The sequence below is a fragment of the Metabacillus sp. 113a genome (assembly GCF_050107635.1).
In the GTDB taxonomy this organism is placed as follows: Bacteria; Bacillota; Bacilli; order Bacillales; family Bacillaceae; genus Metabacillus_B.
The window spans coordinates 52,865-76,326 of record NZ_JBNILJ010000015.1; the positions used below are offsets into that span (position 1 = coordinate 52,865).

At 40.7% G+C, this 23,462-nt stretch carries 14 protein-coding genes and 1 pseudogene; 6 read left to right on the forward strand and 9 right to left on the reverse strand.

Annotated elements, in window-relative coordinates:
• The first annotated feature begins 10 nt into the window (after positions 1-10).
• From truA to rpsI, 3 genes are all read left to right on the forward strand, one after another.
• Entirely contained in the window at positions 11-751 is a 741-nt protein-coding gene (truA, locus tag ACQCVE_RS16685; protein ID WP_426846651.1) for a tRNA pseudouridine(38-40) synthase TruA, read from the forward strand.
• A 156-nt stretch (positions 752-907) separates the two neighbouring features.
• Positions 908-1,345: a 50S ribosomal protein L13 gene (rplM, locus tag ACQCVE_RS16690; protein WP_123913243.1), complete on the forward strand. Its 438-nt coding sequence runs from the start codon at positions 908-910 to the stop codon at positions 1,343-1,345.
• Positions 1,346-1,365: 20 nt separating this feature from the next.
• A complete protein-coding gene (gene rpsI, locus ACQCVE_RS16695; protein ID WP_426846649.1) occupies positions 1,366-1,758 on the forward strand; it encodes a 30S ribosomal protein S9 in 393 nt (130 codons plus the stop codon).
• A 100-nt stretch (positions 1,759-1,858) separates the two neighbouring features.
• Here rpsI and ACQCVE_RS16700 read toward each other — a convergent pair whose 3' ends face one another.
• A complete protein-coding gene (locus ACQCVE_RS16700) occupies positions 1,859-3,037 on the reverse strand; it encodes a tyrosine-type recombinase/integrase (RefSeq protein WP_426846647.1) in 1,179 nt (392 codons plus the stop codon).
• Positions 3,038-3,091: 54 nt separating this feature from the next.
• Entirely contained in the window at positions 3,092-3,580 is a 489-nt protein-coding gene (locus ACQCVE_RS16705; RefSeq protein ID WP_426846645.1) for a helix-turn-helix domain-containing protein, read from the reverse strand.
• Between the two features lie 172 nt (positions 3,581-3,752).
• On the opposite strand from ACQCVE_RS16705, the gene ACQCVE_RS16710 reads away from it, so the two are divergent.
• Together ACQCVE_RS16710 and ACQCVE_RS16715 are read left to right on the forward strand one after the other, a co-directional pair.
• Entirely contained in the window at positions 3,753-4,028 is a 276-nt protein-coding gene (locus tag ACQCVE_RS16710; protein WP_426846643.1) for a hypothetical protein, read from the forward strand.
• 1,221 nt (positions 4,029-5,249) lie between these two features.
• Positions 5,250-5,927, forward strand: coding sequence for a hypothetical protein (locus ACQCVE_RS16715; protein ID WP_426846641.1), 678 nt, complete (start codon positions 5,250-5,252; stop codon positions 5,925-5,927).
• 315 nt (positions 5,928-6,242) lie between these two features.
• Here the strand turns inward: ACQCVE_RS16715 and ACQCVE_RS16720 are convergent, their stop codons facing one another.
• Positions 6,243-6,560: an AbrB/MazE/SpoVT family DNA-binding domain-containing protein gene (locus ACQCVE_RS16720; RefSeq protein WP_426846639.1), complete on the reverse strand. Its 318-nt coding sequence runs from the start codon at positions 6,558-6,560 to the stop codon at positions 6,243-6,245.
• Positions 6,561-6,889: 329 nt separating this feature from the next.
• Here ACQCVE_RS16720 and ACQCVE_RS16725 point away from each other — a divergent pair, with 329 nt between their 5' ends.
• Positions 6,890-7,669: an SDR family oxidoreductase gene (locus ACQCVE_RS16725; protein ID WP_426846637.1), complete on the forward strand. Its 780-nt coding sequence runs from the start codon at positions 6,890-6,892 to the stop codon at positions 7,667-7,669.
• Positions 7,670-7,759: 90 nt separating this feature from the next.
• Here ACQCVE_RS16725 and ACQCVE_RS16730 read toward each other — a convergent pair.
• The 6 genes and pseudogenes from ACQCVE_RS16730 to ACQCVE_RS16755 form a co-directional block, all read right to left on the reverse strand.
• Positions 7,760-7,897, reverse strand: a pseudogene (locus ACQCVE_RS16730) (IS1595 family transposase); the annotation flags it as partial.
• Positions 7,898-8,210: 313 nt separating this feature from the next.
• Positions 8,211-9,176 carry a hypothetical protein gene (locus tag ACQCVE_RS16735; protein WP_426863438.1) on the reverse strand — a complete coding sequence of 322 codons (966 nt, stop codon included), beginning with the start codon at positions 9,174-9,176 and terminating at the stop codon, positions 8,211-8,213.
• Positions 9,177-9,879: 703 nt separating this feature from the next.
• Positions 9,880-10,671 (reverse strand): Imm26 family immunity protein, encoded by a 792-nt coding sequence (locus ACQCVE_RS16740; protein WP_426846633.1) that lies wholly within the window; start codon positions 10,669-10,671, stop codon positions 9,880-9,882.
• A 361-nt stretch (positions 10,672-11,032) separates the two neighbouring features.
• Entirely contained in the window at positions 11,033-11,641 is a 609-nt protein-coding gene (locus ACQCVE_RS16745; RefSeq protein WP_426846631.1) for a hypothetical protein, read from the reverse strand.
• Between the two features lie 13 nt (positions 11,642-11,654).
• The gene (locus tag ACQCVE_RS16750; RefSeq protein ID WP_426863439.1) at positions 11,655-18,644 is read right to left on the reverse strand and encodes a DNRLRE domain-containing protein; all 6,990 of its coding nucleotides are present in this window, start codon (positions 18,642-18,644) and stop codon (positions 11,655-11,657) included.
• A 2,228-nt stretch (positions 18,645-20,872) separates the two neighbouring features.
• Positions 20,873-23,236, reverse strand: a complete 2,364-nt coding sequence (locus ACQCVE_RS16755; protein WP_426846629.1) for a hypothetical protein — start codon at positions 23,234-23,236, stop codon at positions 20,873-20,875.
• Positions 23,237-23,462: the final 226 nt, after the last annotated feature.

Sequence of the window (23,462 nt, forward strand, 5' to 3'; positions counted from 1 at the left end):
GCGGCATGCTATGAGAATAAAGATGATCATTGCATACGACGGTACGGATTTCAGCGGATATCAGGTTCAGCCCAATGGCCGGACAGTACAGGAAGAGCTGGAGCAGGCATTAGGGAAGCTCCATAAAGGGGAAGCGGTCAAAGTTTCTGCCTCCGGACGGACGGATGCCAAGGTGCATGCATATGGGCAGGTTATCCATTTTGACACACCACTCGTCATTCCGGCGGAGAAATGGCCTAAGGCCCTCAACACCATTCTGGCAAAGGATATAAGGGTCCTGGAGGCCTTAGAAACAACTGAGAGCTTCCACGCAAGGTTTGGAGCCACAGGGAAGGAATACCGGTACGTGATAGACCGTTCTGCCGTCCAGAATGTGTTTCTTAGAAACTATGCGTATCACTATCCTCATCCTTTAAACATTGAAGCGATGAGAGCGGCGGCAGAGCATTTACTTGGGACACATGATTTCACTGCATTCTGCTCAGCCAAAACCGAAGTAGTGGACCGTGTCCGGACGATAGACACCATTGAATTTTCAGAAGAAGGCACCCGGCTCACTATGTCCATAAGGGGCAATGGCTTTCTGTATAACATGGTCCGGATTATCATGGGCACGCTGATCGACGCAGGTACCGGATTAACCGATCCTGAGGAAATTCCTGGAATGATTCTCTCGGGGGATCGCAGGATAACTGGGAAAACCGCACCGGGGCATGGATTGTATCTGTATAAAGTTTTCTATGACAACTAAACCAGGTGTAACATTGTCTTGACATTGCGGTATTACTGAGATAAACTATCATATGGTATGTATTTCATCCCCACGATAAAGCCCCGGAAAGCTCATCGTGTTTTGAAATAAAAATGGAACTAACGTTTATGGAAAGATATTAGGAGGGAAAATTTAATGCGTACAACGTATATGGCGAAAGCTAGCGAAGTTGACCGTAAGTGGTACGTAGTAGATGCAGCCGGCAAGACTCTAGGCCGTCTTTCTACTGAAGTTGCATCTATTCTTCGCGGCAAACACAAGCCGACTTTTACACCACATGTAGACACTGGAGATCACGTGATCATCATCAACGCTGAGAAAATTGAACTGACTGGTAAGAAATTGACTGATAAAATTTACTACCGTCACAGCCAATTCCCTGGCGGACTTAAATCAAGAACAGCTCTTGAAATGCGTACAAACTACGCTGAGAAAATGCTTGAACTTGCGATCAAAGGAATGCTTCCAAAGAATTCCCTTGGACGTCAGATCTTCAAGAAATTGCACGTTTACGCGGGTGCAGAGCATCCACACCAAGCACAACAGCCTGAAGTTTACGAACTTCGCGGTTAATTATTAAGGAGGTTATCAATTTGGCACAGGTTCAATATTACGGTACTGGCCGCCGCAAGAGCTCCGTTGCTCGTGTACGCCTAATTCCCGGCGAAGGCAAAATCGTTGTTAACAAACGCGACATTACAGAATACATCCCATTCGCAGCTCTAATCGAGGACGTAAAACAGCCGCTTAACTTGACTGAAACTGGTTCTTCTTACGATGTACTAGTGAACGTAAACGGCGGTGGATTTGCAGGCCAGGCAGGCGCAATCCGCCACGGTATCTCTCGTGCATTGCTTCAAGCAGATCCGGAATTCCGTGCAACTCTTAAGCGCGCAGGACTTCTTACTCGTGACGCACGTATGAAAGAGCGTAAAAAATACGGACTTAAAGGCGCACGCCGTGCACCTCAGTTCTCAAAACGTTAATATACCCCGTATATCAATGTTTACCCTCTTTGCTCCAGTGGAGCGAGGAGGGTTTTTTCATGTCCGGAGATGGAATTGAATACCCCTTGAATACCCCGAGCTAAAATTTCATATATTTCTGGAACATTTCCGCAGTTTTTTCTTTCGCTTCCTCAGTCACGTGAGTGTAAATATCCATTGTGGTTTTAATATCTGTGTGACCTAGCTGGGCTTGTACATCTTTGATGGAAGCACCGGCTGCAAATAGCAAACTGGCATGTGTATGCCTGAATGCGTGAACATTTATTTGAGGCAGATCCGGATTTTTTTGATAAATACTCTCAAGCTTTTCGTTCAAAAATGCCAGTCGGCAATAATCCATTTTATGTTTTGATTGGTTATAGATTGTGAAGACAGGCTGTTTTTCATCAGATTCAAAGCAATCGGCAAGTTGTAACGTCAGGTAGCGCTGTATTTGCCTGCTGCGCCATTTTTTCAAAATCGCTAGGGTTTCATCATCCACTCGAACAACTCGCCGAGAGGCCTTTGTTTTCGAGGTCTGAAGCTGCTTCTTGCCTCCAGTGTGAATAAGTGTCTTTTTCAAACTGATTTTCTTGTGATGAAAGTCCACGTCGGACCAATGCAGAGCACACAGCTCCCCCTTGCGTGCCCCTGTGAAGGCGAGAACTCGAAACATGGCATAACACATATCATCGTCCTTAATCGCCTCCAGGAAGTTCCTGAGCTCTTCTCGTGTGTAGTAATACTTTCTCTCTTCAAGTTCTGAATCATATTCCAACTCATGCTTTAATTTAGGCAACGTGACATAATCCATTGGGTTGCGCTTTATAATATCCATTTTCATAGCATAACGAAAGACCTGGTTTGCTTGGATCTTGTAATCGTTGAAGGTCTTAAGCTCCTCGGCCCATGTATTAATGGCTTTTTGACATTGCGAACGGGAAATATCTTTCATTTTAATTGGACCGAAGAGTGGGAGAATTCTCCGGCTGAATTTACTCTCCATTGCGTACGCCGTAGTTGGCTTTACTTCCTTCTGATGCTGCTTAAACCATTCCTCAAAAACTTCCTTAAAGGTCACTCGATCATTTTGACGGAGCCCGAGCTCATTAACTTCCACCATTAATTTAGATAGCGCAATATTTGCTTCTTTTTTTGTTTTGAATCCTCGCCGAGTGGTGCGTTTTTTCTTACCTGTGAGCGGATCCTTGCCGAGATACACATTAAACATATATGCGGTTGTACCGTCTTTCTTCGTATACTTTTTAATATTTGCCATATTAGGTCCCTTTCCAATACGCTGGCAGGCTATATACAGGAAAAGGAAGGTGCTTTATTCAAGGATTAACTCAAGCATAAGTTTAACTTTTCTGCGTTTCTCATCTGTTAAATAAGCATTTTTATAATACAAGTCAACCTTGAGATTTAGAAGATCGCTAAGGTCAAATAATCTTCTTCTTAATTCGTCGTCTGATAATTCTCTAATACTTTGCTCTCCATTTGGTGATATCAATTCCTCAGTGCAAGGGAGCTTCACATTAACGTTTTTTCTTTTATTCAAGAATCTTTCTTCTTTAAAAAGGTCGTCTTCACCTACGTATGAATCCGAATAACCTGCTAAGTTCATCAGGTAGATGTAGGATACATCTAATCCTTCAGCGATCTTTTTTAACAGTGGAGGTTTAGGCAAATCTTTATAGCCATTCTCAATTTGTGATAAATATGAATCAGAGTAGCCAGTACGCGCCTTTAAATCAAGCAGTGTTAGTTTTTTCTCTTTCCGGATGTCTTTAAGTTTGGCGCCAAATTCTTTTGCGTCCATTAAGGTTACCTCGCCTTTAAGTTTATATAATTATTATCACATATTTAATTTACTAAGTAAATATATTTCTAACTAAAGTATTGTATATAAATGGTATTTATTGTATAATAAAGTTAGCAAATAAATTACTTAATAAGTAAAGATAGATAATAGGGGGAGGTGAGATAAACGAATGGATGGATTCATTCCTCTGGAGGTCTCAGAAGAGTTTAAAGGTAAATATTTCGAATTTTTTTATGAACTTAGTCAAGAGGCATTTGAAGCTGCTAAACGGGATAGCGGAGTGAGGAGATTCATGACCAAAAAGCAATGCTGTGAATTTATAGGCATTTCATTCTGTTATTTGCAAAAATTAGAGAAGCTTGGATTACCGGTTATCGAGCTGGAAGGAAAGGTGCTGGTAGATCGTGAGGATGTAGTAAAATTTATGTGTAAATATAAAAAGTGACACTATATTTAAAACAAATTAATCGCTGGCAGGCGGTATCTTACGTACAAAAGGCTGGAACATAAATAAACAATATCCGTAAATAAAAATACTGAAAAAGCCGGGTTGGTTTAGCCCAGCTTTTTTTGTGAACAAAAATGCTTTGATTCAGCGGCCCGGTGCAGAGAGAAAGATCGAAGTATATCCGTAAGAGCACGGTATATTCACAGACTAAATTTGAATTGAAGTGGAAAGATACATTACAGTTGTTTTAGATGCTTACAGAGCGCAATTCTTTTTAACTAACACTTGTTTTTTCTCTTGACTGAATAATGCAGGGAAATCATAATAATCTAAAGAGAATGTAATTATCCTGTTATGAAACCGAAAAGGTGATTTTTAAAAGAGGGCGTTTCGCTGCCAAAAATGCGAGCTCTAAAAGTGGGTGTTTCACTACCAATAAAAGTGACAGTGCTTGAACAACCTATATGCTAGAGAAAAAGCAGTGTACGATATTTTCACTGCTCTTTATTTTGCTTTTAACCAGTAGACAAATTTTAGAGGAATGTTCGATTAGTTTTACAAATGTACGAGTCACATCATATAGATTGAGGTTCACGCCGAGCGAGTTGAGAAACCAATTGGGCAAACCACTTGAATAATTATGGACTTACGCGGTGAATAGCTCTCAAGAAGTCATAGGGTATCTCCGATTAAACGGAAACTAAAAGGCCAATAATGGTTTAGAATCGAGATATGTTCCTTAGTTCCTGGTTTTTTCGGGAAACCTTTATATGCGTAACATGCATCTATATATATTTATTTTTTCTAGTCTTTGATTAAAAAAAGAAGGAACAAAGGAACACGTTTCTCTGAGCCCTTGATGTATAAGGATTTAGTCGTTCCTTTTTGGCGTGAAAAACCAGGAGCAATGCAGGAACATTCGGGGTGAAAAAGGAACAAATGGTAGCATCTGACCCTTTTTGGCGTGACTCCGGGCAGCCCAGACCGGGCCGGTTCGCTGCGCATTTCTTCGAAATCCGGCCTGTTTTGGTCCAAATAAGGAACATTTCGGGGGTAAAAAGGAACATTTTGACCCTAAAAAGGAACAAACCAGGAACATTGCAATCTATTAAACAGTTTACTTTTTTTTACATATAAGTTATGCTATATATGGTAAAGTTAACCATTTTGCATATTTTCAGTCTCCTTTTACCACGTAACAAATAAGGAGTGATTGGTTTGGTGAATTTGATTTCTCAGCAAGCAACAGTTTTAGTACGTGACCATTCTCGTTTTAATGGTGGGAATCATGACATGGTTACGGTGTTTACCACGATTATGACAGATGGACCATTGGTGGATGATTATTATGTTCCGAACGGTAACTCATTGTCAGACGTACATATGGCTCTAATTAAGTCGGAAGGACTTGAATTCAGGCCGTATCTCGCTTCTGAACTAATGACAGGCACAGACAACGTGGTAGAGGCTGCAACCTCTGGTAATACACTGGAGACCTCTCAGGATATAGCCCGGTTGCTACTTCGTTCAGCACTTATAAAGACCCCGCTTCAATTGCTGGCGAAAGTAGGGAGTCAACATGTATACGAGATTCATTATGATTACAAGATTTATAACGTTCATCCAGCTGATCAGAACACATTTGAATTTCAAATCCGTCTGCCGTTTGATGGAACGGTGATGGGAAATGGAAGTAAAGTTGATTTGGCCGTGTTGACCCCTACGGGCGCATCGATAGATCAGGTCAACACTCATGGGACGGATGAAGCGAACCAAGAGATCACAGAGGTAATCCAGCAACTTCAACAGCAAAATAGAGCGATTACGACGTTCCATTATCAGATTGATCCGCTATTCACTGTACGTTACACACATACGACACCGGTAATGGCCTAATTGCCTTTGCAGAGACTGTTCTATTGTGTTAAAAAACAGTTAAAAAACAGAAGCGACCTGATAAAAGATCGCTCCTGTTAGTACAAGTGCGAAATGAGCAATTATGGTAATTCTGATCTGTATTCCTGATGTTTCGTGCCTGCTATACCCGTCTTCCTACCTGTGATTTAACTTGGGCTGTTATTACATATCTTTTGTTGACTGTCTGACTGTAAACAGTCCGATTTCCGATTATATGCCTATAGGTTAAAACAATACAATAGATACTTTTCACCTCTAAATTTTTTGTGTCGCGACTTGAGATGCCGAGTGTACTTAATTAAATTCCTTCCCCTTTGGAAGTCCAAAGTCATAATCTAAGTGTGGATTTGGTTTTCCTTTCGTTTGTGCTAACAAATCATCCAACGTTGGTTTATTTATGGTAGGGCGCATGATCAATCCGCGTTCTAAGAGTTCAAGTTCAATTTGAGAACCGTTTTGTATGGAAAGGTCTTTTGCGAATTGGCTAGGAATACGAACCCCTAAACCAGTTTCCCAACTTTGGACTGTGGTCATGTGTTTCACCCTCTTTTGATTGTGTGAAAGTTTTTTTATTTCATTTTTAGTGTGAAAATCTCCGTTTGAACCAGACATTATTACACCTCCACTAACTGCAATTTATATAAGTTATGTTTTTCATTTTCCTAAATCATACACAACCTTAAATCCGAATGATTTCTGACAAACCGTGCTCATTTATTCTGGCTACATCGTTTTATAAAAAGGCTCTTTTCGTAAGCACTGTTGCTAATTGGATTAAATAAAGAGTATTTATATTCCTTGTCTTATATAATAGTGATGAAATAATACTAAGCCTTTATAAAAGGTAAGGAAGGAGAATTTGTTTATGGCAACTCTCTAATATTAGTAAAGTATGTCTATAATCTACTCTTAATTTAACTTTACTTATTGGAGGGTATATATTGACAAATCTCAAAGGTAAAATAGCGATTGTGACTGGAGCAAGTCGAGCTAATGGAATTGGAGCAGCCGTTTGTTTGTCTTTAGCAGAGGCTGGTGCAGATATTTTCTTTACTCATTGGAGTCCTTTCGATGAGAATGAAGGAAATGGAATTGAACTAGAGTTTCCAAAGCTTTTAGCTGATAAACTAGCCATTATAGGCACTAGATGCTACCACATGGAATTGAATTTATCAGAACCCGACTCTTCAGTGAAACTACTAAATGAAGTAGAGAGAACTATGGGGACTCCCTCAATTCTTGTAAATAATGCAACTTACGAATCGCCATCAGACTTTAAAAGTTTAAATGCTGACATTCTTCACCAACATTATCAGGTGAATAATTATGGCACTATCTTATTAAGCACAGAATTTGCAAAAAGGTATGAAAAAACCTTCTCAGGACAAAAAGGTGGCAGGATTATTAACTTAGTTTCAGGTGGACCAGACCCTAACAACTTAGCTTACATTGCCACTAAAGGAGCCATTATTGCCATTACTGAGCCATTATCGGTAGGTTTAGCTCCTATTGGAATAACAGTGAATTCTGTTAACCCTGGTCCTACTGATACGGGTTGGATGGATGAAGATATTAAAGCTCATTTATCAAATCTATTCCCAATGGGTAGAGTAGGTGTTCCTTCAGATGCTGCAAAACTAATTTGCTTTTTGGCTAGTAATGACTCTGAATGGATTACTGGTCAAATTATCAAATCAGAAGGTGGATTTTTAGGTAAATAAGAGATTAAATACAACAGCCGTTTCTAATTGGAATGGCTGTTTTTTATACCTACGTAAGAGACAGTAATGGAATTTTGGCAAGCGTTGAGGAGCATATGGTCTATCTGCTTTGGCTGCATCTGTGCATAACAATGAAGACGGGTCAATATAGCTTCCGATAACTGCATCAATTTCTTTTGCTTTAACAAGACCTTTTCCAGCCTTTTGAGCAATGAATCTACACCTCCTATAAGCTGGGCAAAATAGCAACAACCTATGCGAAAAGAGCCTTTTAAAAAAAGGCCTTCCTTAATGCCTTTTCACGCAGAACTCCAGAGTGAGGAAATTTTTTTAGTTCTTTAGCTTCAGATGTCTTTTGTAGGTACCTGATCAAAGCCCAAAGATCCAATTTGTAACAAACGATCATAAAAAATTTCACTGATTTTAGTTTGTGGAAGATCAAAATCCCTTCTGTATCGGGTGAGATCCCATCCTTCCGCTATGGCTCGTTCTCCATATGTTTGACATTGATTGATGACGAAATTCGCTGCGTTTTCTTTTTCTATTTTTTTTCCTGATATAATTTCGTTCCGTTAGCCATTGACCGAAATATAATTCCGAAAATCTGGGATGTTGAAAAGTAATCAAGAAGCCCATTCACAACTGCAATCGTTTTTTTGCCAGGATTAAATTCAAAACCCACTTTTTTTAGACTGTGAATTAAGTATTGCATGCATTCTTCACGGGCAATGCGTTTCCATGTTACATACCGAAACTCCTGATCCTCTATAAAAATGGCTGGTTCAGGATTCAACAAACAGTGGATAAGATGTTCCTTTTCTTTGGGAGATTCAACATTCAATAAATAGTAAACACTAAAAGCATTGTAAATATTCGGTAAAAGATTTGATTCTTTATACGCAGTCAAAGTCGAACCACTATAAGGAATAATGATATGGTAATCTAATAACTCCGTAACCATCTCTATTGCTAATGTTGGAGTCGGCGAAATAACCTCGGCAAATTCATTGAGAGGATTTATGTAGCCAAAATCTTCGCTTACCGCTGCCCTCAGTACACTTGCCAGATAGAGACGTTGCTTTTTCGTTAAACTTTCCTCCGTAATGGCTTTAAACTTTTCAGGATCATAAGCCACTTTTATTTTTTCGCATTTTATACACTTCTCGTTTTCTATTTCTTTTTTTCGCATTTGGAAGCAATTATCGCACATGCATGTAGCCTGCCCTTCATAATGCCCACACTCCAAACATTCTTGCGATCTTGTCGTGCTTCTAGAACGGCGTTTTTCTACTAGGTGTGACATGCAGTAAGGACAGACTTTTTCTGAAATGATAGGCGGGAATAACGTTACGAGCCCGTTTGGTCTTATGTCTATCTTGTATTCATCAATAAGGGACTGTATTCTTTCTTCCTTGTAGTATCTCTCTATCAATTTTTGAATTTGTTTATCATTTAAGTGTTTAATTTTTGGATGAATCATATTTTTGTCAATTACCTCTTGAGGCACTGTTACCGTTCCTTTCTAAGATATTTCTTAATCATTTTTAGCCTTTTCTATCAATAACTCCTGATTCCGCCATCTTTTCTACCCCTTAATTTTCTATAATACCTCTTTATACTTGTTTTGATTTTGGTAAATGATAACAACTTAGGGGGAGAGCTTGGGAAAAGAGGTGAAAGAAATTATCCGAATTATTGGTGAAAATGTATAGAAAGAGCTTATCAAACAGGGATACTTTCCTGTACAGATGGAATGGCTATAGAGTTTCTGTTTTAAATCTTTTCCAGAAACTTTTGCAATTAAACCAGTTAAATAGTGATACATCTCATCATCAAATTTTGCGTCCGTATGCATTCCCATGTGTATGTAGGACCATCTGAAATTTGAATGTAGGAGGGTTATTCCTTACTTCCGCCCGAACAAGGACTTTTCAGTTGAGTGTAATCATAATCACCGTCTAATGTACCGAAGTATATAAAAGCTAATGGTGAAGTCTTGGATCAATGCTGGGTGACAAAACTAGGTCTATTTAGAACTATATATCAATGTCACCTAATTCTAGTTGTACTCAAACTTAAGGGCGGGGTCCCTGTCCTTCTTTTCTCAAGGCCAATGCTTAACTTATATACATAAAGAAAAGCCCCGCAGAGAATTTCTCTCTTTAGAGCTTTACTAGAGGAACCTGTCCCCATGTCACAAAATACGTTCCTCAATGTTCTTGCTGCATCTCCAATATCTCCTCATGATGGGGCTCGAATTGTCTTATACCATTCATAGCTTCAGCAAATTCTATTAATATGGAACTGTAAAAATATGAAAGACGTATCACTTCGGTTGTTTCATTGTCTGGAACCACAGCAATAGGGGAGAAATGATCGATTACTTTGTACACATGATTATCTAAGTTGTCTGTGAATATAGTAATTAATAGGCTAGGCTTTAATCTTGAAAGTTCATCATGAACATTGGGCAATTCCGTATAACTATTATTATAAAATGCGCAAAACGCTGTAAAACTATTTATTTTTTCTAAGACTTGAGCGAGCACAAATGAATTGTTTTTCATAGGTACAGTAAAAACGGTACCTTCTTTCCATTTTTGCTTTTTTGGTCTTTTGTAAGTGTTTATTAGACTTTTTGCTTTTTCAACTTCTTGATTAGAAATCTCTATATTTGCAAGTTGGTTAATTAAGATGGCAACTTTTAGAATAAGTTCGCCTTTAGACGTTGTTATCACTACAGAATCGCTTTCGGAGTCAAAATCTAGTCTCTTATACACTCTTGCTTCCAGACGATTTCTCAAAATACTTCTAATGTCTTTTAAAGCATTGAAATTAGTTTCTGCATTTAGAACTGAGACGAAATCTTGCGATATATAAAAGTAAGAAATAGTTTCATCAGGAAAATTGATCGTAACAGCACCTAAAAGTATTTTTTCCATTTTTTTCACCTGTTTCAAATTATATTTTATACTTCCTCCATTTTTTTCGGCTAATCTCATTTCTCTTGTTTTCTAAAAAGTTGTTTGGCCCACCTAATCTATTTATCCATTTTTGCTCATACCTTCTTGCTTGTCGACCTGGTTTTGTCCTAGATAAAACTCTAAAAGTGTATCGCCCCTTTTTTGCATGTTCTTTTTGTCGCTTTTCATACCTATTCCATGATTTTTCTGAGTTCTTAATATTTTGACAATTAACCTGTTTATTTTGTCTACTTTAGTTCACAAAAAAAGAGAAGGCTAACCTTCTCCTGTTCTAGAAGTTTGCTTTGATGATTTCGATAAACAGTGTTGCTAGCGTGAAGCTGAATCCTTAAATATATTTTCTCCTATTATGAAGCTACTGTTCGATTTATATTTAATTTTAAGAATAATTTAGTTTTAAAATTTCACCGAACTCTTGGTGGGTTTTTTGGTTCCTAAAATTTATTCCGATGCGCGAAAGTACCGTTTCGTCTAATGAACGCCAGGAATACAAAAATGGCATTAAACTCTTTTTCACTTCCTCATTCTGAAAACCCATGACAGAAACTCCATATTCTCTATCTCCCCAAATTCCCCATTTCTTTGAGGGAGATAACCAAACTATAGTAAAAGAATTGTATAGTATTGCGTCTGCTGGACTTTCTTTTGGACCTAATTCTAACGTTTCCTCGTAACTATCATCTGGAAGATCCTTTGGTATTTTGATCCAGTTATAATAATTAAACTCTTTAAAAAAATACTCTATTGGATCAGGGTCTAGAACTGCAGAAATAATATACGATTCATCTGTAATATCTGCTATTTTTCGGATGGTTTTCCAAAATTCATTACTCATGCACCAATCGAATTCTTCGAACAAAAAAGAACTAAATTGGGGTTGAAAAACTTTGTAAGGAAGATTATTTTCTATGAGAAAGGTGTCGGTTACCATTTTCTTAAGTTCGAAAAACTCTTTATAGTTCTTCACGAATAGTAAATTAGTGTCCATTTTTCTTCCTCCATCATTTCAATCTAATTTTGAGTGTGGGTTTTTTCTTTCCTTTTGGAATGAATTCTGCTGTAGGACCACCAGATTTTGAGAAGCTTCTAGTGATATATTTAGACCCGTTTTTTGTTAGTATTGTTACTTTTCCATCTTTAGATTTTGATTTTTTCCAACCTTGATTAATTAGGCTTCTTTCAAAACTAGATTTAGTGATATTTGTTTGCCTATTATGAATAGAATTATTATTAGTTACATTTCTATAACTAGATGAAGAACTTTTAATATTTGGATTCATATTTGACGGAACACTTTTTGGCGTCCTAGCCCATCCAAAAGCTCCTCCACCGCCTGCTCCTCCATGATCCTGGTTTTTTGACATCCAGCCATCAGGGTCTATCATTATCACAGGGTTGTTATTGGCATAATTGTACCCATTTTGAGTAAGCAGATCGTTATCATCCCCGGGATATGGATCTAAGGCTAAAAATACACCGTGTTTCGGCTCATAATACCGGGCAATCAGATAATACATGCCTGTTTCTTTATCATACTGATACCCTGCATACCGGTAAGGGTTGTTCTTTACTGAATCTTGTTCTACTTCTTTCAGTACTTTTCCCCATGCATCGTACTCATAGGATGCCACAATATTACTCTGGGCGTCTGTTAACGCGATGACGTCCCCGCGGGCATTGTAGTGATAGAAGTATTGGTTTGACCCTTTCTTCATTGAAAGCAGCTGGCCACCTTCTGAATAGGTGTAGGAACGGACGACTTGGTTGCTGCCGTTGGTTTCGTAGAGGACGTTCAGGCTGTCCCCGTCGTAGAAATAGTTCGTGACGGTTCCGTTCACGGTTTTTTGGATGCGTTTGCCGCCTTCGTTGTATTTGTAAGTGGCAAACGGTTGGGATTCGCCTTTTTTCGTGACGGCGGTCAGCTGATCGCGGCTGTCCCAGGTGTACTGATATCGGGCATCCTGGGTTCGGTTTCCGTTAAGGTCATAGCTGATCGCTTCCGAGCCGAAACGGGTCAGCTGATTGGCCAGGTTGTACTGAGCATCGACGGTGGAGGTTTGTCCGCCGTTTGTTTCTTTGATCGAGATGCGGTTCCCGAATCCGTCATAGTTGTACTCTTTGACCGTTCCATTGGAGTAAGTTTCATTCGTCAGCTGATCGAGTTCATCATATTGATAGTTTACATTGGACCCGTTGCCGGATTCAATTTTCGTCCGGTTTCCATTGGCGTCATAGGTATAGCTTTCGCTTAAGATCGACGTTCCGTCCTGCAGACCGACGTGGATTTGTTGTACCAGACCTGTCGAGTCGTATTGGAAAGAAGCCCCGGCTCCGTTTCCTGTAATAAAGGTCCCAACGTTTTCTTGCTCGTCATAGTCGAAACGGTAGGTGCTGGTTCCGTCCTTAACTTCGGTATTCTGATCCTTTTGATTGTACTCGAAGGTGTTCGTCTGAGTAAATCCGCCATGCGTGAACTGGAATGACTTCAGTTTATCGGTTTCGGTTGGATAGGTCCAGGTTTGGCTGCTGCCCCGGTCGGTAAGGGACGTTACCCGGTTGGCTTTGTCAAAAGTACGGGTTTTCGTTCCCTCGGATGCCAGATCTTTTACGGACAATTCGTTCCCGTTCCGGTCATAGCTGTATTCATAAACAGGGGTGCCATTATAGCCAATAGATTTGACCCGGTTCGTCCCGTCGTACGTCCAGTTGACAATGGTTCCATTCGGAAGCGTCGTTTTGATTTTGTTTCCATTTGGATCATATTCATTCCGCGTCACATCTTGCAATGGGCCCTTGGTTTCGAACAGCTGCCCCAATTCATCGTATTGGTAGCTAAAGGTCTGCTTGACCCCTCCAGAAGAAGTGATAGCCTTGGAAAGCATGTTTCCATTATCATCATACTCATAGCTGACATCAGTGCCGTTTTGGAGCTGCAGTTTCTTCAGCTGATCCGACAGGTCGTACGTGAAGGATTTGCTGTAGCCTTTCGGATTGGTTTCCTTTACGGCATTCCCGAATGAATCGTATTGCATGATCGCCTTATTCCCTGTTTCATCTTCAGTCTCGGTCTCATAGTTGCCGGCTGCATCATACTTGCTTTTGGCAATGACACTTCCTTTGATTAAACGGATGGCATCAAACCATGCGGTACCAGTGGTGTTTCCGCCAAAGGAGGAAAGGACCTCCACGCGATCGACCGGTTTTGATTTTGGCACCGTCACCGCACCGCGGTTCCACTCCTGGGTTCCGGCTGGGAAATCAGCTGTGTAGCTGCCTGTTGTTCCATCTGTGTAGTACACCTTGGCGATTAAAGAATAATTTCCGTTCCCGGGCGTTCCATTCACCTGATCTGCTTTTGACAAGCCGGTCAGGGTAAAGGAGAACGGGGTGCTTCCTGCTGGCTGACCGATGGTAATGGTTTGCTTGTATTGAGAAACTGCCTGTGCAGCGGAGGTTCGGACAACCTTCAGAGAGCTGGAGCCATCAAATCCGGTAGTAGTGTCAACACTTCCTCCTGAACCTGTCCAGCTGGCTGCACCTGATTCGAAGCTGCTGTTTACGACCGGGTTGTAACTGGAAGACGCTTCTCCTTTTTCAAGATGCAGCCCGTCAAACCATGCCTCTCCCGAAGTATTCGGATCTTTATGATCAACTTCCAGATAGATCCGTATGGAAGACGTTCCTTCCGGCGTCGTAAACGTAAGCTGACGTTCAGTCCAAGGCTGCGTGCCTGTCAACTGGCTATAACGATTGTATGCCCAGCCCAGTCTGGATTTCTGTGCATCGAAAAATTCTACATTATAGAATGCATGAGCTTTAGACAGCTGGGTTTTGATATGGCCACTTAATGTATAAGCCGTGTTCCCCTGAACGGAGAGCTCTTGCGTTGCGGAAACATACCCATGTTCCGTTCCGCTTGAAGTAGAACGAGAGCTGAGTTTCACGGCTTTTCTTCCCAAAAGCCCATTGACAGCTGACTGAGCGTCCTCAGACATGGTTCCGGAATCTCTGCTTCCGAGGAGCTTCCATGAGGCGACCCCTGCTTCAAAACTCGGATTGGCAAGCAGATTCGTGCCTGAAACAAGCTCATGACTGGATTCAATGACATTCCCGTACGAGTCGTAACGCGATACGGAGGAGCTTTTCCCCGCTTGATCCGTTTCGGAAACGGCATCCAGTCCGTCATAGGAAATAGTGGTTTCATCGTTTTCTGTATCGATAACTGAGGTGACATCATTGTTTTGGTTATAGGTATAACTCTCTGTCCCGTAGGCATCTTGGGAAGAGGTGACGTTCCCGTTGCTGTCATATTGGAAGGTCTCTGTTGGTTGAGAAGACCCTTGATCATTCGGGTCTACCGATTCCACCAAATTGTTGCCTTCAAAAACAGATGTGGTCTTTATTTGCAGGCCTTCTGTATCCTCTATGACTTCAATAGGGTTGGCCGCTTCATTATACAGATAGGAAGTTTTCTTCCCATTTGGTTCCGTATACATCACTTTCCGTTTAGGAGCGTCATAAGTTAGTGCATATTTATGGTTTTTGGCATCATAGGCTTCGATGACTTTCCCACCTGAGTACACATAGCGATTTTTAACAGGTTTTTCTGCTGTGTGGGTTGGTTCAAGCACACCGGTTAACTGATGGCTTTCATCATATTCGTAGGCAGTCACCTCTCCAGCTGTTTGGGTGACTTTAACGAGCTTGTCCCCTGAATATTCATAGCGAACGTTTCGATTCTCAGGGCCTGTTACGGAAGTGACGTTTCCGTTTGTATTGTAGGCAAAGTTTAAAGTTCGCCCAGAAGCATCTGTAATCTTTGAAAGACGTCCGCTTGAATACGTATAGGAGGTCGTATTCGCATGACCGTCTACTTGCTTGATCAACTGACCGCTGGTTTTGGAGAAATGCGCTTTTGATTGGTCTTTAGACGTTAGAATGTACTCGCTCGCGTTTTCCTCGAGCTCAAGATAGACACCTGTAGGAGCTTGAAAGGTTCCATCTGACTTTTTCGTAAAGGTATGGAGAGTTCCATCCTCATCTGTAAAACGAACCTCACTTCCTGACGTCACCATATTCATTTCTGCATCGGCATGCCATCCCATCCCAAACATACCGGTCTTGCTCATAAGGCTGTTATACGTTCTTTGTAAACCGAGTCCAGGTCCTCTTCCGGATATGGAGAAATCGCCTTCATCGACAATGAGGTTCCCGGTTGCGATGTTCACCTGTCCATTTGGAATTTCTGCAAACGACCAATATTCTTCAGTCCCTAAAAACTCTACCGGCTGTCCGATAATGGGACGGAAGGTGTCACTGGAGTAGACCGTTTCTCCTTTTTCATCGTACGCACTCAAGCGGAACCAATAATTTTTATATTTTTCATAGCCTTTTGCTGCTAATTTGTAGATGGGAGAAGGGTCGATTGCCAGCTCGCTTCCTTTTACATCGTGGTATAACTTATGGCTGCCATCTCCAGCATGAGGCCATATTCCCCGGTTTTGTGTGGTCCAAGTAGTCGAATTTCCTGCGTCAAAGCCTTCATACGTTTCCCCGTTAAAAAGCCAGACTTTATATCCAGTAGCCCCTTCAATCTTTTCCCAATTTAATTTTACATAACCGGAGTTGCTGTCTTTAAGATTCGTATAAGCTACCCCGGCAGGTGCATTCGGTTTATTCAATGATGTGATATAAGACCGTGTCACATCAGAATAAACGGTTTCTCCCTGAGCGTTATAGGCACTGACGCGAATGTAATAGTTCGTCGCATGCCCATAGCTCCCGTTTGCTAATTGATAGTTGGCAGAAGGGTCGATTGGCAATTCCGTGCCGCCACCTGAATGTTCGAGACGATAGTCCCCGTCTTTTGGCCAGATCCTTTTCCCTTTTGTTGTCCAAGAGGTTACATTGCCGGCATCAAAAGCCTCATGCTCTTTTCCGTTAAATAGCCAAACTTTATATCCTGATGCATTAGGGACTGACTCCCAGTTTACATCAATATATCCTGTTCCATTTCCATTCGAGAAAGAAGCAGCTGCCGGCACGTCCGGTTTCGTTAGTTTGGGAAGAGTCGGTGTATAAGCGTCCGATGTTTCCCCTTCACCCTGAGGGAAGACTGCACTCACTCGAAACCAGTAATTTTGGTTGTTTGGATAACTCCCTTTTGAGTTCACATACACAGGTCTTGGATCTACAGCCAATTCGGTACCGGCACCATTCGGATTGGGTGGATAGATATCAAATTTGCCGTTTTGGATATCTGTTGCATTCGGCCAGATACGCTGTCCCCGTGTAGACCATTTAGTCGTGTTTCCTACATTAAAATATTCGTAGTCGACCCCATTGAACAGCCAGATTTTGTAACTGGTCGCTCCTTTTACAGCTGGCCACTCAAGGTCTACATATCCTGTTCCATCCCCGTTTGAATACGCCTCCCCAACAGGTTTACCAGCTTTAGGAATGGTGTAATTCACAGAAAGATACGGTTTATTTTCTGAATTTGTGGAAGAAACAATCTTTTTCCAGTACTCTTTTCCATTTCCATTAGCATGGAGCTTAAATCCGTAATTGCTGGCAGTTCCCGCTGCCCATGCTTTTACTGTGTCTGTTACATTAAACTGAGCCCACTGATCTCTTCCAACGCTATCAGAGGAAATATTTGTGGAACTCGGTTTGTTGTTCCAGGTTAACGAAGATGCAGTCCAAGCACTGTTCACTTTATCAAGCCATATGGTAGTAGGAGTTGAAGCAGAATAGGAATGAGTAACGTAAGCATTAAAGGTTGCACTTGTCACGTTCATATCTTTGAAAGGATTAGAGCTATGATTTAAAAAGGCATAGTTCGTTCCGGTTGTTCCATCATAGTACCCAACTTTTAGAACATACTGGTTTTGGCCTGAATCCCATTTACTTGAGGCTGAATAATAATTGGTCGTGGGATAGGCACTCATGGCAAAGGTGTCATTGGAGGCCGTTACAGAAGTTGTAGGATCAATATAGACAGGGTATACCCTGTCTTCACTTTCTAGCCACTTTTTATCCGCAGCCACTGTGAGGACATATCCTTTTTCTGCTTTTTCAAGCTGATAGTCCACCTGATCGGACCGTGCCATTTCCCCTTTTTTATCATCATAGTTTGAGTCTGTCATAAAAGGTTTTGGCAGGATGAAGACGCTGCGTTTTTTCTCATCTAAAAATTGGATAGATCCATCTTCCTTTTCCATGGCTTCCATGTCCGTCGTCAACATAAATTTAAATTGATGATATCCATTGAAACGGTGTAAGACGAGATCTTCCTTCGTGTTTTGATCAAAGGTTAAATTCTGCAAATCAATGTCAGGATAAATATTATGATGTGTAATTTTATTTGTCTCTTCTTTAATTTGGGCTTCTGCATCCTGTGGACGGATGGCATCCATGCCCTCACCCGAAGCTTCTAGAAGAGTATACGTCAATTGGTTTTTCCCGATGGCAAAAGTAGCATACGTTCCATTCTGGATTTCTTTTAGAAACGTTGTTTCAATAGGGGTGTTTTCTGTTTCAATTTCATTCTCCCCTGCAGAAGGCTGTTCCAATTCAGCAGATATTTCTTCTAAATGCTTTTTTCCCTCTTCTTTTTTATGGATCGGTTCCAAGTAGACTTCTTTTGTGTATTCCCCGTCTCCCTTGTAAAAAACTTTCGTCGTTTCTGTCCGTTGTTCAACTAACTCTCCTACAGGAGGCTCCTTCGGCTCTGGAATTTGATCATTTGGTTCACCAGAAACCGACAGCTCCTTTACGTTTTTTCCCTCTTTGGAATTAACCACTTCAGCTAAAGCGGTTAACGGAATGGAAGTGAGAATGAGAGTAAAAGCCAATAGATAACTCATCCACTTCTGCCATAGTTTTACTTGCACTTGTTCATTTCCCTTTCCAACTTGCAGTCGTACAAGATAATTCATCTCGCCGTATTTATTGTAAGGGTGGTGGAATAAGTTTCCTACTTCATTCATTAGTCAAATTTCGACATTTTGTAGAGTTTAAATGAACAGAAGTATATCAAAGAATAGCCTGATTTATCGAATAATAAAAACAGCATTGCTTATCGCATATTCATTTATGTCAAATTATCTGGGATGAATAGCAATGGATATATACTGCCAAATTAGCCGTCCTTCAGACCGGTGTGCGTACAGACTTTTCTCTAGTGTGTGTACACTCGAAGCGCGAGCTTTGAGGGGAACGCACCGATCCTTCAATAGACCTTTACCGGAAGGAAAGCAGCGACAACGATTTGTCGCTGCTTTTCTGCAGGAGAGGATTTATCAGACTAGAAAGCGGCGGGAGCCGATTTCGAATGAGCACCCCAAGCGTAAGCGCAGGGGCAAGGAGGCGAAGCCGACGCAGTAAGGGGGACGGTCAGCTATGCTGACTGACAAGCGTAGCTTGTCATACGTCCCCCTTATGCTCTTTCCCCCGTACCGCACCGCAATTCCGCCGCGTACATCAAACCATCCTCAATCCATTGCGGCGACTGGCGTTGTGCCACATCGGGGCGGACATCGTGCCGAGTTCCCGAGGAACTCACGTGTCGATAAACCGCGCCGTTATGCGGTCGGCCGAGTTCCATCGGTCAGCCAATCAGCGCAGCAGCGTATGACGAGTTCCGAGGCACCTCCCGGCCCGATTTCAGCCCGACTGCGAGAGCGGAGGGCCTGAATAGGGCAGGAGTTTTCGTGCCGGGATTTGGCGCTCACAGGCGGTCAGGAGCTGCCAGAAAATCAGGTAGGGGGAAGCTGCCAGAAAAGACGGTCGAGACGCGGACTGAACAGGGAGCGGGTCATCAGGAGAGACACTCAGAAAAGGGATCCTGGAGTCCGACAGCGCGGACGACGCGAGGCGGTTGTATGTCAAAAAGTCGATTCTTGTACGCACAACGTGCGAGCAAAAAAGGCAGGAAAAACCACCGAGCGGAGGAAGGCTCCGCGCTCGTCGGGCACAAGGATTTTAAGGCTTTTCGAGGGGGAAGGAGGGAGCGGTTATACGAGCGAAAGCGAGAGAGTCAGGAAGAACCACCGACCGACGCGGGACCCGCTAGAAAAGCCTTGCTGCCCTTGATTTAACAGCTTTTCTGCGTGACAACGGGGCGGGAAGCCCGGAGCGGTTATACGAGCGATAGCGAGAGAAGGCGGGAAGAACCACCGACGGGCGCGGGACCCGCCCCGATGGCGCGCGCTGCACTCAGAAACGCTGTCCGGCGCTCTGGTCTTACGGTCAAGTGCCTCTGCTGGCCAAAAAAAAGACCGTCATCCCGGAGCTGTCTTTGATGTGAAATGCGGTGCGCATTCTATGACGTATACCATATCGCATGGCGTACGCATGAAATCGGCATCCGATAAACCAGTGCGTCCCATGCGCCATCATTCTCACATGTCATGCGGTACGCCATATGACACGACGTGCGCAACCATCTTCCTCTATCACGACATCCCGCACCGCATACGCATACGGTATGACATGCCGTGCACATACCGGGTTTATCATGAGATGCGGCACCGCATTGCGCACGGCGTACGCATGAGATACGTAATGCCGTGCAATGCATATCCCGTGCCGATTCGGTGTGCAGGAAAATGCTTATCGTATCCAGCATGACATACGGCACGGGATGCGGCACGTCATACGCATCGGTTTCCGTCGCATGGTATATCACATGCCGTACGGTCCTGTTCACATGAGATGGGCATCTGCTGACAAAAAAACGAACTCACATGAGTGAGTTCGTCAGGTCTTAAATCGAAAGTCCTTTCAGCAAGAGCTTTTTCTGTGCGGAGGCCAAAACGCCTGCTTCCAGGCTGTCCGGGTCGTTTTGGATGCATGAGTTGCTGTATACCCTTACGGGATGCATCCACTTTGACAAAGCAGTCTTAAATGTTGCCCTGCGAGAAAAGTGTATCTACCACCAGCATACCCGAGAAAGATTAATCCATAAGAGAAAGTAGGTCATTCAGCGAACTTTTGTAGCTTTTAAGATGCGAGCTTGTCTTATTCTTGCTTACGTTGTCCAAAATGTCATGAAACGCGTACAGTTCCGGCCGGATGGTCCTTGTGGTTTAGTTGTGTTCAAACTCTGGTTGCATGGCTACGAAGAGGTATGGACCTTATTGCACCCCATCAGCTTCTTAAATCAATCGACTGAACTTTTTTTACCAAAGCAATCCTAATACTCATATTAGAAATCTTAGATTATCTCACTTGTTTTTTCTCTTTTTATTTTAATTATTTCTGGTGAGCCAAGAGATGAATAAAATAACGAATCTGGGAGTAATAAATTATTTTTTAATATACTTTGATAAGCAACCTCTAATTTGTTATGTTTGGAGAATATTTCTTTATAAATAACATCTCTATTTCGTAATCGCTCTACAAAATCATAAATTTTTCTATCGTCAGACAATTGCATAAATTCCGCTAGCGGGTCTTCAATATAGTTTTTTAAGCGACTACCTCGTTTAATCAAATACGAATCCATAGAATGAATAGGCTCTAATAAATAATGAGCCCTATAAGTTTGTAAAATTATATCATTCCATTGCTTAAAATAGTTTGCTGGAGCAGTGCCATTCAAAGTGTTAACTAAGTTTCTGATAAGACCACTAATAAAACTAAAAGCTTTCAATCCATCAATAGGAAAAAAAGTTCCCAATACGGATACAGATAGATTTCCTAAAAATAGTGAAGCTGTGTTCATATGGGTACCATGAAGAACTTGTGTTTCACACGCACCTAGTATTGTGATGAGTGGATTATGTTCAATTTTTTCAATTTCCACAGATGTAATATACTCATTACTTATATGTAGTTTGCCTATATCTTCAATAGCATCATATGAACCGTGACCATAAAATATCAGAATTACAGGTTGAATTTCTTCTATTATAGAAATAAAGTCATCCTTAGTTGATGCTTCTTTGTAAACACAATTTCTATCAATCAGTTTCAAATATTTATCTACTTCTCTTTTTAGACCAATCCCTAAAGGATATAGCTGGTCATTTTTATTTAACGTATTTACTATTAGGATACTTAAATTATCCTTTGAGATCACATACTCATTATTTAATACATAGGAGTGAGAAATTAATCCATTTCCTGGTGTGATTGGAACTCTACTAAATTTCTTTTCAACGCATAATGGCAGCCCTCTATAATTTGCCCATTCAACTGGCATATCCGACAGAACTTTTATATGATTTCCATGATTTAAAATTATCTCCCACTGCTCATCAGGAACCACATCCGTTATAATGGAGCTCAATTTTTTAAAAGTTCTTACAAAGTCTGAGATCTTATTTCTCTCTTCCATTTTTTCCGAGTACCGAGAAAGAGCATAGGTTTTTCTGTAGAATTCCTGAGAAGGTACATTTCGTGTTCGAATAAAGGGGATTTGCTTACCCAATGAAAAAATTGTGTGTAGACTACTAATGAGTGCAAGTTCTTTAGCCCTTTGTGAGCTAGTATAATAAAATGTAGCAAAATTAAAATCTTTTCGGTTATCACTAGCACCATCAAGTATAGTTGAATCAAACGACTGATAATAAGAAGACGAATTATATAATAACCGTAATATCTTTTTGGGTAATTTATTTTTTCCTGCCATTCCATTAATTTTCATTAATAGATGGTAATTTATAGATGGGAAACAAAGTACCATATTTGTCTTAAATTTAAGCGATTCAAAGTTAGATGAGATTCTAGACACAATTTTATGATAATTAGATTCATCCTTTTGTTCGTATAAATCTTTAATTTCTTCTTTTCTCACTCCAAAATTAGAAAGTATTCGCTCATCATTGCTGTCAAAACTACCTTCAGCAAAAAAGCCAACTGTCAAAGTTACATATTTCTCTATTATCAGTTGCTTTAAAGCTCTTACTATTTCCTCATCAGCTTCTGCTTCCTTTTTATCATAATTTTCTGGACTCAAAGGTTCTGGGGTATATAATCCATTATTTAGATCCTGATTTAGCCCTCTCAGACGATTTATCGTATTATGCAATGGTCTAATGAAATTGGTAGACAAGGTTGAGTAACCATTGATTGAATTCAATCTTTCTAAATTAAAGTAATCTTGTAACTCGTTTTCGTTAGAAACATTATCAAATATTTCTTTCGTTGATTTGCTCCAATAACTATATAAATTTGAAATTAAATCTCCATTGTATTCTATCGTCATTGTTATTTTCTTATTGCTTATAACCGGAAGTCTAGTGTACTGTCTAATTAGTTTAATTGTCTTTATCCTTACTTCATCTAAAATAAAAAAGGCACCATATATGTAGGGATAAAATGAGGATAATAGTTGTGGAGTTAGCTGCCTTTCATTTAGATATATAATATTATGGTTAAATCCTGTGGCTGTTAAAGGCCATTCCTGTATTAGTTCGTTAAATTCAACTGGTAATTTAGCAATAGTTTCTAAAAAATGAATAGATTCTATAATATTGTTGTCAAATCTATTAAATAACGTATCGGGAACATTCTGAGTTTCCGAAGTAACAATAATATATTTAAAATTAAATAGTTTTATTTTTTGATCGTACAAGCTATTTCCTCCTAGCCCCTTACAGAAGCATCACAATATTTTTTAAAATTATCCATTGCATTTTATTCAAATTATTCTATATAATTTTAATTTTTAGAAAATATAAAATATATCTTTTTTTATTAGGGTGATGCGGCCGTATATGATATCAAGAATTACAAATCAGAAGAACGGAGGGTATAAGTAAGAATCTTTAAACTAAATCCATCCCTTTTCAAAACTAAGA

What these genes read in the sequence shown, in the direction of transcription:
- ACQCVE_RS16700 (WP_426846647.1), bottom strand. Translation starts at nt 3,037, where the DNA reads ATGGCAAATATTAAAAAGTATACGAAGAAAGACGGTACAACCGCATAT.
- rplM (WP_123913243.1), top strand. Translation starts at nt 908, where the DNA reads ATGCGTACAACGTATATGGCGAAAGCTAGCGAAGTTGACCGTAAGTGG.
- ACQCVE_RS16720 (WP_426846639.1), bottom strand. Translation starts at nt 6,560, where the DNA reads ATGTCTGGTTCAAACGGAGATTTTCACACTAAAAATGAAATAAAAAAA.
- truA (WP_426846651.1), top strand. Translation starts at nt 11, where the DNA reads ATGAGAATAAAGATGATCATTGCATACGACGGTACGGATTTCAGCGGA.
- ACQCVE_RS16710 (WP_426846643.1), top strand. Translation starts at nt 3,753, where the DNA reads ATGGATGGATTCATTCCTCTGGAGGTCTCAGAAGAGTTTAAAGGTAAA.
- ACQCVE_RS16750 (WP_426863439.1), bottom strand. Translation starts at nt 18,644, where the DNA reads ATGAATGAAGTAGGAAACTTATTCCACCACCCTTACAATAAATACGGC.
- ACQCVE_RS16740 (WP_426846633.1), bottom strand. Translation starts at nt 10,671, where the DNA reads ATGAGATTAGCCGAAAAAAATGGAGGAAGTATAAAATATAATTTGAAA.
- ACQCVE_RS16705 (WP_426846645.1), bottom strand. Translation starts at nt 3,580, where the DNA reads ATGGACGCAAAAGAATTTGGCGCCAAACTTAAAGACATCCGGAAAGAG.
- ACQCVE_RS16745 (WP_426846631.1), bottom strand. Translation starts at nt 11,641, where the DNA reads ATGGACACTAATTTACTATTCGTGAAGAACTATAAAGAGTTTTTCGAA.